The following is an 11428-nucleotide window of genomic DNA, read 5'->3' as shown; positions in this document are numbered from 1 at the left end:
GGGGGGAATTCACCATGGCGCGATTCAACACCAAGTCCGCGAAGGCACAGTCCACTTCGCGTGTGACGTCGACGGGGCGCGTGCTCCGTACCTTCCAGGGCGGCCGAGGCAGCGAGCGCGACAAGCACTCCGAGCTTTTCCTGCTCGCCGTGGCCAACTTCGTCTCGCAGCAGACCTTTTACGAGACCGGCGCGGACCGCGACGACCGGTTCGCCGCGCTGCTGCGTGAGCTCGCCGTCGCGGACCCGTCGTGGACGGCCGCCCTGCTCGGCTGGCTGCGCGGCGAGGGCAACCTGCGTACGGCCTCCATCGTGGGCGCCGCCGAGTACGTGAAGGCGCGCCTCGACGCGGGCGCGACGGACGGCCCGGCCAACCGCCAGGTCATCGACTCCGTGCTGCGACGCCCCGACGAGCCCGGCGAGCTGCTCGCCTACTGGACCGCGCGGTATGGCCGCAACGTGCCCAAGCCCGTCAAGCGGGGCATCGCCGACGCCGTACGACGTCTCTACAGTGGCAAGTCGCTGCTGAAGTACGACACCGCGTCCAAGGGTTACCGCTTCGGCGACATCCTCAACCTGGTGCACGCGGCGCCGGACCCCGGCAAGGCGTGGCAGGGCGAGCTGTTCCAGTACGCGCTGGACCGGCGGCACAACCCGGACACTGCCGTGCCGCCCGCGTCCAACAGCGTGCTCATCGCGCACCGTGAGCTGATGGCACTGCCCGTCGCCGAGCGGCGCGCGGTCGTGACCGCGTCCGACGGTGCCGAGCGGCTCGCGGCGGCAGGCATGACCTGGGAGGTGCTGGCCGGCTGGCTTCAGGGGCCGATGGACAAGGCGGCCTGGGAGGCCGTCATTCCGTCGATGGGTGCGATGGCGCTGGTGCGGAACCTGCGGAACTTCGACGAGGCGGGTGTCAGTGACGAGGTGGCGGCTCAGGTCGCCGCCAGGATCAGTGACCCGGCGGAGGTGGCGCGCTCGCGGCAGTTCCCCTTCCGGTATCTCGCCGCGTACCAGCACGCGCCCTCGCTGCGCTGGTCGTACCCGCTGGAGCAGGCGCTCGGTCACTCGCTGGCCAACGTGCCCGCGCTGCCGGGGCGGACGCTCGTCCTCGTCGACCGGTCCGGCTCGATGTTCTACTCGCGGCTGTCGGACCGCTCGGAGCTCAACCGGGCCGACGCCGCGGCGATCTTCGGTACGGCGCTCGCGCTGCGGGCGGCGGACGCGGATCTCGTCGAGTTCGGTACGAGCAGCAAGAGCGTGAAGTTCCGCCGGGGCGAGTCGGTGCTCAAGGTGCTGGAGCGGTTCGGCGACCTCGGCGGCACCAACACGACCGAGGCGGTCAGGCAGCACTACAAGAAGCACGACCGGGTGCTGATCGTCACCGACGAGCAGGCCGCGGCGAGCTACTACGGCGACGCGACCGAGCAGGTCCCGGCGCAGGTACCGGTCTATACGTGGAACCTGGCCGGTTACCAGGCGGGGCACGGTCCGTCCGGGCACGGGAACCGGCACACGTTCGGGGGGCTCTCGGACGCGGCGTTCCGGATGGTGCCGTTGCTGGAGTCGGCGCGTGATGCCGACTGGCCCTGGGTGTCCTGAGTGCGATGGGGTGCGGCCCGTACTTCGGTGCGGGTCGCACCCTTGTGCGGGGAAGGGTCTGACATCTAACATTTCAGTCCATGGAGGCGATACAGCCCGTGCGTCGGACCCTGCTCAGGGACCGTGCGTACGAGGCGATAAGGGACGCCATCGTGGCCGGTGACCTCGCACCGGGCGCGGTGGTGCGGGACGCCGAGCTTGCCGAACTGCTCGGTCTCTCGCGGGCGCCGGTGCGTGACGCCTTCTCCCGGCTGGTCGACGAGGGGCTGCTGGAGTCCAAACCGCAGAGCTATACACGGGTGACCCCTGTGGTGGCCGCCGAGGTACGGGACGCCGCCGTCGTCGTCGGCGCCATGCACGAGCTGGCCACGCGGGCGGCCGTACCCCGGCTTCTCGCGGAGCACATCGGCGCCATGCGGGACTCCAACGTGCGGTTCGCGGACGCCGTACGGGACGGTGACGTGGACGGCGCCCTGCGTGCCGACGACGAGCTGCACGACGTGCTGGTCCGGGTGAGCGGCAATCGTGCCGCCGCCGCCACCATCGCCCGGTACAGCCCGCTGATCCGGCGCCTGGAGCGGCGCCGCTTCGGCGAGGGCGGCAACTGCCGTTCGGCCGGGCTGCATGACGAGTTGATCGACGCGTGTGCCGTCGGCGATGTGGATGAGGCCGTCCGCGTCACCGCGGAGATCTGGCGTGGTCTCGATGGCATGGCCGGCCTTGATACCCGGTCTGATACCTGGTCTTGACGCTTGGTCTTGATACCCGGTCTTGATGCCTGGTTTCGGTACCTGGTCTCGGCTCCTGACCTGACATTTGATCCGGGAGGACTCATGGCCCTTGCTTCGTATGCCCGTTACCCGCTTCTCTTCGGTCCCTCGCCCGTGCATCCGCTGGAGCGGCTTACGAAGCACCTCGGCGGTGCCTCGCTCTGGGCCAAGCGTGAGGACTGCAACTCCGGTGTCGCCTACGGCGGGAACAAGACGCGCAAGCTGGAGTACCTCATCGCCGACGCCCTCGCGCAGGACTGCGACACCCTCGTATCCATCGGCGGGGTGCAGTCCAACCACACCCGTCAGGTCGCGGCCTGTGCCGCGCGGGCCGGGCTCAAGTGCGTGTTGGTGCAGGAGAGTTGGGTGGAGTGGCCCGACTCCGTGTACGACAAGGTCGGCAACATCCTCATCAGCCGGCTCGCCGGCGCGGACGTGCGGCTGGTGCGGGCCGGGTTCGGGATCGGGTTCAAGGAGAGCTGGGAGCAGGCGCTGGCTGAGGTGGTGGAGGCGGGCGGCAAGCCGTACGCCATCCCGGCGGGAGCCTCCGATCATCCGCTGGGCGGGCTGGGATTCGCCGGGTGGGCCTACGAAGTCGCCGAACAGGAACGGGAGTTGGGCGCCTTCTTCGACACTGTCGTGGTGTGTTCGGTGACCGGGTCGACCCAGGCGGGCATGGTCGCCGGGTTCGCCGCTCTGGAGGAGGCGGGCGGGCGGCCACGGCGCGTCATCGGCATCGACGCGTCCGCGGCGCCCGCCCGCACCCGTGAGCAGATCGCCCGGATCGCCCACGGGACGGGTCAACTCATCGGTGTGGAGAAGGAGTTGACCCAGGCGGACGTCGAGCTGGACGAGCGGTATCACGCGGGCACGTACGGGATTCCGGACGAGGCCACACTGGACGCGATGCGGCTTGCGGCACGGACGGAGGGGATGGTCACCGATCCCGTGTACGAGGGCAAGTCGATGGCCGGGATGGTGGATCTGGTGGCCCGGGGGGAGATCGGACGGGACTCGACCGTGCTGTACGCCCACCTGGGCGGGCAGCCCGCCCTGAATGCCTACAGCGCGCTGTTCTGAGGATGCCCGTGCGGTGTCTCTGCGAGAGTGCTCAGGGTGTGCTGCTCCGTGCAGGTCGCTTGGTTCCCGTGATGGCCAGCGCCGTGACCAGCAGTGCCGCCACCGCGATCAGCGAGCCGACGCCGAACGCCCGGGCCGCGCCTTCGGTGAGAATCGCGGACGGGGAGCCGGTCGCGTGCCGGGTCGCCGTGCCGAAGACCGTGACCAGCACGGAGAGTCCGAGGGTGCCGCCGAGCCACTGGAGGGTTTGCAGCAGGCCGGATGCGGCGCCCGCGTCGCGCGGTTCGATGTGCGCGAGGATCGTCGCGTTGAGCGGCATGAAGCTCATGCCGACGCCCATGCCCATCAGGATGAGCGGGCCGAGCAGGCCGGTGACATAGCCGTCGCCGGGGTCGATGCGCCAGAGCCAGCCGCCCGAGGCGACGAGCAGCGCCATGCCGGTGATCAGCAGGGGCTTGGCGCCATAGCGCTGGAGGAGTCGCGGGACGAAGCGCAGAATCCCGAAGACGCCCAGGGAGAGCGGCAGGAAGGAGATCCCGGCGCGCAACGGGCCGTATCCCAGGACTTGTTGGGTGAACAGCGTGAGGAAGTAGAAGGCGCCGAACATCCCCGCGGGCAGCAGTAGTACGGCCGCGTAGCCGCCGGCCCGGTTACGGTCGCGGAAGAGGCGCAGCGGCATGATCGGCTGGCCCGCCCGGGACTCGACGAGCGCGAAGCCCACGAGCAGTGCGGCCGCCGTCGTGAAGCCGAGCAGGGCCTGCGTGTCGGTCCAGCCGTCCTCCGAGACGCGGATGAACGCGTAGACGAGAGAGGCCGATCCCGCGGTGCCGGTGAGTGCGCCCGCCGCGTCGAACCTCCCTGCGTGGCGCGGGGTTTCGGCCACGAAGCGGGGCAGGGCGAGGGCCACCGCGATCCCGATGGGTACGTTGATCAGCAGGGCCCAGCGCCAGGACGCCCAGGAGGTGAGCATGCCGCCGAGGACCAGGCCGATGGAGGCGCCGATGCTTGCCATCGAGGTGTAGATGCCGAGCGCGTGGTGGCGGCGGGGGCCCTCCGGGAAGTTCGTGGTGATCAGGGCGAGGGTGCTGGGGGCGGTGAGTGCGGCGCCCACTCCTTGCAGTGCGCGGGCCGCCAGTAACCAGCCGCTCTCGGTGGCGAGTCCGCCGAGCAGCGAGGCGAACGCGAAGAGCAGGACGCCGGAGGTGAGGGTGCGGCGGCGGCCGGCGATGTCGCCGACCCGGCCGCCGAGGAGCAGGAGGCCGCCGAAGGTGAGTGTGTAGGCGTTGAGGACCCAGGAGAGGCCCGTGGGGGTGAAGTCGAGATCCTGTTGGACGTCGGGCAGAGCTACGTTGACGACCGTGGAGTCGACGCCGACCATCAGGTAGGCGGTGACTATGACCAGGAGGGTGGCGCCGAGCCTGGGCCTGGGCGGCCGGCGTGGCGTGGCATCGGGCGCCGCCTCGGGTGCGGTTCCGGGTGGGTCTGCGCTGGTGGGTCGGGTGGACGGGGTGGACATGGGATGCTCCCTGTCTGGTGTCCCCGGGTGGGTCTCTGGGCAGCACGGACTGCCCGCGGAGTAAGCGGGGACTATCTCCGTTTAACTCTCGGTAAGATACGGAGAGAGTCCCCGGTTGGCAAGGAGTATCTGAATGACACAGGTCAAGCCGATGCGGGCGGATGCGCGGCGGAACTACGAGCGGTTGCTCGAAGAGGCGGCGGTCGCCTTCGGCGAGCACGGGGAGGGTGCCTCGCTCGACGACATCGCCAAGAAGGCCGGGGTCGGGTCCGGGACGCTCTACCGGCACTTTCCGACGCGGCAGGCGCTGTTGGAGGCCGTCTACGTCGACAGGATCGACGCGATCGCGGCTCGCGCGGACGAGATCGCGTCGCGACTGCCGCCCGGCGAGGCGCTGGTGGAGTGGCTGAACGAGCTGAGCGTGTCCATGATCGAGGTCCGCGGGCTCAAGGCGTTGCTCGGCGCGGCTGTCGCGGACGGGAGTTCCGCCGTGCTCGCGGCGTGCGGGACCTCGGTGAAGGGGGCGGCCACGCGGCTCGTCGAGGGGGCCCAGCGGGAAGGGACTCTGCGGGCGGACGTGTTGCCGATCGAGCTGCTGCGGCTGGCCCATGGGGTGGCTACGGCGTCGGAGCTGGCGAATGGCGAGGGGAAGCACATCCGGCGGTATCTGGCGCTGCTCACGGAAGGGCTGCGGCCGTAGCGCGTCTCGCCCACGGGGGTGGGTCGGTCCTGCGGCCGTAGTTCGTCTCGCCCAAGGGGGGTGCGTGGGTCGGGGGCGCGCCGGTACATCCGCCCGCATCCGAACGGATCAACCGGGGTTGATCGGTGAACCTGTGCTCTCGATCCGTTCGGATGCGGGCATTTGATGTACCGGCACGCCCCCTTCCGTGGTCTTGCGGCTGCCGGTGCGTCCCGGCTGCGGGTTGGCCGTGGGCGGTGTCGGCCCTGGTCTCAGAGGGACTGGGCTGCCGGCTTGACCATGCCGCGGACTGTGCGGGACTTGACGAAGTCGCCCAGGGCGGTCATTTCCCACTCGCCGGAGAACTGCTTGATGAGCTTGGCCATGATGACGCCGGTCTGGGCTTCGGCGCTGGTGAGGTCGAAGCGGACCAGTTCCTCGCCGGAGGCGGCGTCGATGAGGCGGCAGTAGGCCTTGGCGACCTCGGTGAACTTCTGGCCGGAGAAGGAGTTGACCGTGAAGACCAGGCCCGTGACCTCCTGCGGGAGACGGCCCAGGTCCACGACGATCACCTCGTCGTCTCCGCCGCCCTCGCCCGTGAGGTTGTCGCCGGAGTGCTTGATCGCGCCGTTCACGATGGAGAGCTTGCCGAAGTAGCAGCTGTCGATGTGGTTGCGCTGCGGGCCGTAGGCGATGACCGAGGCGTCCAGGTCGATGTCCTTGCCGCGGAACGCGGGCTCCCAGCCGAGGCCCATCTTGACCTGGGAGAGCAGCGGGCGGCCGCCCTTGACCAGGGAGACGGTCTGGTTCTTCTGGAGGCTCACCCGGCCCTTGTCCAGGTTGATCTTGCCGGAGGCGGGAGGGGCGGGGGTGGGCGCGGGGGGCGCTGACGGGGGCGGCGGGGGCGTCACCTGCCGTGCTGCGGCGGGGGCTGTCGGCTGGGCAGGGGCCGGGTCCTCCACCGAGACGCCGAAGTCCGTGGCGATGCCCGCCAGGCCGTTCGCGTAGCCCTGGCCCACCGCTCGGGCCTTCCACGCGCCGTTGCGGAGGTAGACCTCGACGATCACCAGGGCTGTTTCCGTGCCCAGTTGGGGCGGGGTGAACGACGCCAGTACGGAGTTGTCGTCCGCGTTGCGGATGGTGGCCGTGGGTTCGATGCCCTGGAAGGTCTGGCCCGCCGCGTCCGGGCTCGCCGTGACGACGATCTTCTCGATGCCCGGCGGGACCGCGGTCGTGTCGACCGTGATCGTGTCAGGAGCCGTGCCGCCGCCCGAGCGGTACGTCACTCCCGGGCCCGTGGGCTGGTTGAAGAAGATGAAGTCGTCGTCGGAGCGCACCTTGCCGTCGGCGGTGAGCAGCAGGCTCGACACGTCGAGCCGCACCGGGGCGGCGACGTCCACCGTCACGCGGGCGACGGGGAGAGGGATGTTCGAGCCGGGGGTCATAGCTGTCATGACTGGGGTAACGAGCGGGGGCGCTTTACCGTTCCCTTACCAAGCGGAGAATTGGCCAAGGCGCCCCCATTCGTCCCTACGGCACCACGACGATCTTCCTTCCCACGCCCGATGCGAACTGCTCCAGCGCCTGGGGGTACTGGTCCAGGGGCAGGCGGTCGCTGATGAAGATGTCGGGGTCCAGGACACCGGTCGCGAACAGTTCCGCAGCCCGCTCGAAGCTGTGCAGCACTGCCATGGAGCCGGTGATGGTGATTTCCTGGTTGTAGATGCGGTACGGGTCGATCGTGACCCTCGTCGCGTAGTCGGCCACTCCGAACTGGAGGAAGGTGCCGGCCTTCGCGACGCGCTCCAGGCCGTCCTGGATCGCCGCGGCGTTGCCGGTCGCGTCGATGACCAGGTCCCAGCCCTGTGGGCGGTCCAGCTCGTCGGCGTTCGTGGCCGAGGAGGAGACGCCCAGTTGCTGGGCCGTCGCCAAGCGCTGCTGGTTGAGGTCCACCACGTCCACGCTTGCCGCGCCCGTGCGCTTCGCCAGCTCCAGCATCATCAGGCCCATCGTCCCGGAGCCGTAGATCAGGACGTGGGCGCCCAGGCGGGACTGTAGGACGTCGTAGCCGCGTACCGCGCAGGACAGCGGCTCGACGAGGGCCGCGTCCTGGGTGCGGACATGCTCGGGGAGCTTGACGCAGTTGGCCACGGGGGCCACGGCGAACTGGGCGGCTCCGCCGGCTGTGGTGACGCCGATCGCGGCCCAGCGTTCGCAGAGGTTGTTGTGGCCCGTACGGCAGTAGCGGCACTCGTAGCAGTAGAGGGAGGGGTCCACGGCCACCCGGTCGCCGACCGAGAGTTCCGTGACCTGGGTGCCGACGCCGACCACCGCGCCCGCGAACTCGTGACCCGGCACGATCGGCAGCTTGGGCGCGAACTCGCCCTGGAGGATGTGCAGATCGGTGCCGCAGAGGCCGCAGGCGGCGACCTCGACGACGACCTCTCGGGGGCCCGGCGTCGGATCCGGGACCTCCGACACCACGGCGCGGCCGACGGACTCGATGACTGCGGCCTTCATTTCACGGCTCCCAACGACAGACCCTGGACCAGTTTGTCCTGGGCGGCGAACCCCGCGGCGAGCACCGGCAGGGAGATGACGAGCGACGCGGCGCACACCTTCGCCAGGAACAGGCCCTGGCTGGTGATGAAGCCGGTCAGGAAGACGGGTGCCGTCTCGGCCACCACGCCGGTGAGGACCCTTGCGAAGAGGAGTTCGTTCCAGCTGAAGATGAAGCAGATCAGGGACGTGGCGGCGATGCCGGGCAGTGCGATGGGGGCCACCACCCGTGCCAGGATCGTCGGCAGCTTCGCGCCGTCGATCTGGGCCGCTTCGATCACCTCCACCGGGATCTCGGCGAGGAAGGACTGCATCATCCACACCGCGATCGGCAGGTTCATGGACGTGTAGAGGATGACCAGGAGCCAGATGTTGTCCAGCATTCCGGTGTTCTTGGCGAACAGGTAGATCGGGAGGAGGCCCGCCACGACCGGCAGCATCTTCGTCGACAGGAAGAAGAACAGGACATCCGTCCACTTCTTCACGGGGCGGATGGAGAGCGCGTACGCCGCCGGGAAGGCGAGGAGCAGGACGAAGAGGGTGGAGACCAGTGACGCCGTGGCTGAGTTGAGGAGCGCGGGCCAGGGGCTTGCGCCGCCACCCGTGCCGAAGAACTCGCGGTAGCCGTCGAGGGTGAGGGCCGCCCCGAAGGACGGGGGGTTGGTCGCCGCGTCCGTCTCGGAGTGGAAGGACGTCAGGGCCATCCACGCGATGGGGAGGAAGAAGACGATTCCCAGGAGCCAGGCGACCAGGCCCAGGCCCGCTCCCCGCTTGCGGCGAGGGGGAACCGTACGTGCGGGTGTCGCTGTAGTGGCCATCAGCGGGACCCCTCCTCGCGGAACAGGGACGAGACCACGCGCAGCGCGAAGGTCGCGATGATGATCGATCCGATGACGACCAGCACGCCGGCGGCGGAGGCCAGGCCGTTCTCGTGGGCCTGGTAGAAGCTCTGGTAGACGGTGTAGGGGAGGTTCGCCGTGCCCAGGCCGCCCGAGGTGATGGTGAAGACCGCGTCGAAGTTCTGGACGATGTAGATCGAGCCCAGGAGGGCGCCCAGTTCGAGGTAGCGGCGCAGGTGGGGGAGCGTGAGGTAGCGGAAGACCTGCCAGCCGTTGGCGCCGTCCACCTTGGCGGCCTCGATCTGCTGGTGGTCGCGGCTCTGCAGTCCCGCGAGCAGGATCAGCATCATGAAGGGCGTCCACTGCCAGACGAGGGACGCCTCGACGGCCAGCAGCGGAGTGTTGGAGATCCAGTCCGGCTGTGGGCCGCCCACATAGTGCAGCAAGCCGTTGAAGAGGCCGTACTCCGGGTTGTAGAGCACATGTTTCCAGAGCAGGGCCGCGGCGACCGGGACCACCAGGAACGGTGCGATGAGGAGTGTGCGGACCAGACCCCGGCCGCGGAACTTGCGGTCCAGGAGCAGGGCCAGAGCCAGGCCGAGGACCAGGCTGACCAGGACCACGGTCGCGGTCAGCAGGATCGTCGTCCAGACCGAGTGGCGCAGGTCGGCGTCGGACAGTACGTCCGTGTAGTTGCCGAAGCCCGTGAACTGGCGCGCGTTCGGGTAGAGGGAGTTCCAGTCGAAGAAGGAGATGACCACCGTGGCCACGAAGGGGAGCTGGGTCACGACGACCATGAAGATCAGAGCGGGGAGGAGAGGGGCGCGAGTGGCCCAGGCGCGCATCCGGTCGGACGGCGGTTTGCGGGTGGCGGGCGCCGAAGCGGCGGCCAGGGGGGCTGTTGTCGTGGCGGTCATCGTCCCTCGTACTCCTTCGAGATCTCTTCGGCGAGACTCTGGGACTTCTTCAGGGCCGACTCGACGGACTGGCGTCCGGCGATGGCCGCGCTGATCTCCTGGGAGACCTTGGTGCCGAGATCGGTGAACTCGGGGATGCCGACGAACTGGATGCCGGGCGCGGGGCGCGGCTGCACTCCGGGGTCGGTGGGCTTGGCGCCCTCGATGGCCTCCTTGGTCATCTCCTGGAAGGCGCCGGCCTCCTTGAGGTAGTCGGCGTTCGTGTACGTCGAGGCGCGCTTGCCTGCCGGGACGTTGGACCAGCCGATCTCGTCGCCGACCAGCTGCTCGTACTCCTTGCTTGACGCCCAGGAGACGAACTTCCAGGCCTTGTCCGGGTTCCTGGACGCGTCCTGGATGCCCCAGGCCCAGGTGTAGAGCCAGCCGGAGGAGTCGGTCTTCTCCACGGGCGCGGGTACGTAGCCGATCTTGCCCTTGACCGGGGAGTCCGCCGCCTCCAGTGAACCCGCGGCGGAGGTGGCGTCGTACCACATGGCCGTCTTGCTCTGGGTCATGTTGTTGAGGCACTCGGCGAAGCCGGACTGGGGAGCGCCCGATTCACCGTGTTCGCGGACGAGGTCCACGTAGAACTTCGTGGCCGCCTCCCACTCGGGGGAGTCGAGCCGGGCGTTCCAGTCCTTGTCGAACCAGGTGCCGCCGAAGGTGTTCACGACGGTGGTGAGCGGGGCCATCACCTCGCCCCAGCCGGGCAGGCCGCGCAGGCAGATGCCCTTCATGCCCGACTCGGCGCCGTCGGCCTGGGCCGCGAGGTCCGCGACCTGCTCCCAGGTGGGATGGGCCGGCATCGTGAGGCCCTTCTCCGCGAACACGTCCTTGCGGTACATCAGGAAGGACGACTCGCCGTAGAACGGCTGCCCGTAGAGCTTGCCGTCCTCGGCCGTGAGGGACTCCCGCATCGGGGCGAGGATGTCCTGCTCGTCGAAGGCGCTGTCCTTCTGCACGTACGAGTCCATCTCGTGCAGCCAGCCGTTCTTGGCGTAGATCGGGATCTCGTAGTTGCTGAGCGTGGCGACGTCGTACTGGCCCGCCTGGTTGGCGAAGTCCTGGCTGATCTTGTCGCGGACGTCGTTCTCCGGCAGCACGGTGAAGTTCACCTTGATGCCGGTCTCTTTGGTGAAGTGGGCGGCGGTGAGCTTCTGAAGCTCGACCATCTGCGGGTTGTTCACCATCAGTACGTTGATGGAGTTCCCGCCGGAGCCCGCCCCGCCCGCTCCGGTCCAGCAGCCGGAGAGCAGCGGGGTGAGCAGCGTCCCTGCGGCGGCCGCGGCGAGCAGTGCGCGCGGCCTCCGTCGGCTCGGGGTTCGCATGGATCACTCCTGGACTAGACGTATGGGGAGATAAGGGGTGCGGTAGGTGTGCTGTATCCGGGGGTTTGGTGAGTGGGGTTTTCAGACTCGGTGAACGGGGGTG

The 11428-nt window shown here is 69.1% G+C and carries 10 protein-coding genes; 4 read left to right on the top strand and 6 right to left on the bottom strand.

Features of this window, described 5'->3' with window-relative positions; translation table 11 throughout:
* Positions 1 to 14: 14 nt before the first annotated feature.
* The 3 genes from ACIPC1_RS38595 (at position 15) to ACIPC1_RS38585 (ending at position 3448) form a co-directional block, all read left to right on the top strand.
* Complete coding sequence (locus ACIPC1_RS38595; protein WP_402526035.1) at positions 15 to 1598, top strand: TROVE domain-containing protein; 1584 nt, start codon at positions 15 to 17, stop codon at positions 1596 to 1598.
* Positions 1599 to 1678: 80 nt separating this feature from the next.
* Complete coding sequence (locus ACIPC1_RS38590) at positions 1679 to 2347, top strand: GntR family transcriptional regulator (RefSeq protein ID WP_402526033.1); 669 nt, start codon at positions 1679 to 1681, stop codon at positions 2345 to 2347.
* Between the two features lie 84 nt (positions 2348 to 2431).
* Positions 2432 to 3448 (top strand): 1-aminocyclopropane-1-carboxylate deaminase, encoded by a 1017-nt coding sequence (locus ACIPC1_RS38585; RefSeq protein ID WP_402526030.1) that lies wholly within the window; start codon positions 2432 to 2434, stop codon positions 3446 to 3448.
* A 31-nt stretch (positions 3449 to 3479) separates the two neighbouring features.
* Here the strand turns inward: ACIPC1_RS38585 and ACIPC1_RS38580 are convergent, their stop codons facing one another.
* Positions 3480 to 4964, bottom strand: coding sequence for an MFS transporter (locus ACIPC1_RS38580; RefSeq protein ID WP_402526028.1), 1485 nt, complete (start codon positions 4962 to 4964; stop codon positions 3480 to 3482).
* Positions 4965 to 5097: 133 nt separating this feature from the next.
* Between ACIPC1_RS38580 and ACIPC1_RS38575 the strand changes: the two genes are divergently transcribed.
* Positions 5098 to 5664, top strand: a complete 567-nt coding sequence (locus tag ACIPC1_RS38575; protein WP_402526025.1) for a TetR/AcrR family transcriptional regulator — start codon at positions 5098 to 5100, stop codon at positions 5662 to 5664.
* Positions 5665 to 5915: 251 nt separating this feature from the next.
* Here the strand turns inward: ACIPC1_RS38575 and ACIPC1_RS38570 are convergent, their stop codons facing one another.
* The 5 genes from ACIPC1_RS38570 to ACIPC1_RS38550 all read right to left on the bottom strand — a co-directional run bounded on the left by ACIPC1_RS38570 (position 5916) and on the right by ACIPC1_RS38550 (position 11325).
* A complete protein-coding gene (locus tag ACIPC1_RS38570; RefSeq protein ID WP_402526150.1) occupies positions 5916 to 7088 on the bottom strand; it encodes a TerD family protein in 1173 nt (390 codons plus the stop codon).
* Positions 7089 to 7173: 85 nt separating this feature from the next.
* Positions 7174 to 8163: a zinc-dependent alcohol dehydrogenase family protein gene (locus ACIPC1_RS38565; RefSeq protein WP_402526023.1), complete on the bottom strand. Its 990-nt coding sequence runs from the start codon at positions 8161 to 8163 to the stop codon at positions 7174 to 7176.
* Positions 8160 to 9020: a carbohydrate ABC transporter permease gene (locus ACIPC1_RS38560; RefSeq protein WP_402526021.1), complete on the bottom strand. Its 861-nt coding sequence runs from the start codon at positions 9018 to 9020 to the stop codon at positions 8160 to 8162. The genes ACIPC1_RS38565 and ACIPC1_RS38560 overlap by 4 nt, the downstream gene beginning before the upstream one ends.
* Positions 9020 to 9958, bottom strand: a complete 939-nt coding sequence (locus tag ACIPC1_RS38555; protein ID WP_402526019.1) for a carbohydrate ABC transporter permease — start codon at positions 9956 to 9958, stop codon at positions 9020 to 9022. The genes ACIPC1_RS38560 and ACIPC1_RS38555 overlap by 1 nt, the downstream gene beginning before the upstream one ends.
* Positions 9955 to 11325: an ABC transporter substrate-binding protein gene (locus tag ACIPC1_RS38550; protein ID WP_402526017.1), complete on the bottom strand. Its 1371-nt coding sequence runs from the start codon at positions 11323 to 11325 to the stop codon at positions 9955 to 9957. The genes ACIPC1_RS38555 and ACIPC1_RS38550 overlap by 4 nt, the downstream gene beginning before the upstream one ends.
* Positions 11326 to 11428: the final 103 nt, after the last annotated feature.

The sequence above is a fragment of the Streptomyces sp. NPDC087263 genome, assembly GCF_044744645.1.
Lineage (GTDB): Bacteria > Actinomycetota > Actinomycetes > Streptomycetales > Streptomycetaceae > Streptomyces.
Note: the sequence above shows the minus strand (reverse complement) of the source record. Positions and strands in the feature narration are given on the sequence as shown.

Excerpts from the sequence above, each read along its gene's own strand:
- ACIPC1_RS38595 (WP_402526035.1), top strand. The coding sequence starts at position 15 with ATGGCGCGATTCAACACCAAGTCCGCGAAGGCACAGTCCACTTCGCGT.
- ACIPC1_RS38590 (WP_402526033.1), top strand. The coding sequence starts at position 1,679 with ATGGAGGCGATACAGCCCGTGCGTCGGACCCTGCTCAGGGACCGTGCG.
- ACIPC1_RS38585 (WP_402526030.1), top strand. The coding sequence starts at position 2,432 with ATGGCCCTTGCTTCGTATGCCCGTTACCCGCTTCTCTTCGGTCCCTCG.
- ACIPC1_RS38580 (WP_402526028.1), bottom strand. The coding sequence starts at position 4,964 with ATGTCCACCCCGTCCACCCGACCCACCAGCGCAGACCCACCCGGAACC.
- ACIPC1_RS38575 (WP_402526025.1), top strand. The coding sequence starts at position 5,098 with ATGACACAGGTCAAGCCGATGCGGGCGGATGCGCGGCGGAACTACGAG.
- ACIPC1_RS38570 (WP_402526150.1), bottom strand. The coding sequence starts at position 7,088 with ATGACCCCCGGCTCGAACATCCCTCTCCCCGTCGCCCGCGTGACGGTG.
- ACIPC1_RS38565 (WP_402526023.1), bottom strand. The coding sequence starts at position 8,163 with ATGAAGGCCGCAGTCATCGAGTCCGTCGGCCGCGCCGTGGTGTCGGAG.
- ACIPC1_RS38560 (WP_402526021.1), bottom strand. The coding sequence starts at position 9,020 with ATGGCCACTACAGCGACACCCGCACGTACGGTTCCCCCTCGCCGCAAG.
- ACIPC1_RS38555 (WP_402526019.1), bottom strand. The coding sequence starts at position 9,958 with ATGACCGCCACGACAACAGCCCCCCTGGCCGCCGCTTCGGCGCCCGCC.
- ACIPC1_RS38550 (WP_402526017.1), bottom strand. The coding sequence starts at position 11,325 with ATGCGAACCCCGAGCCGACGGAGGCCGCGCGCACTGCTCGCCGCGGCC.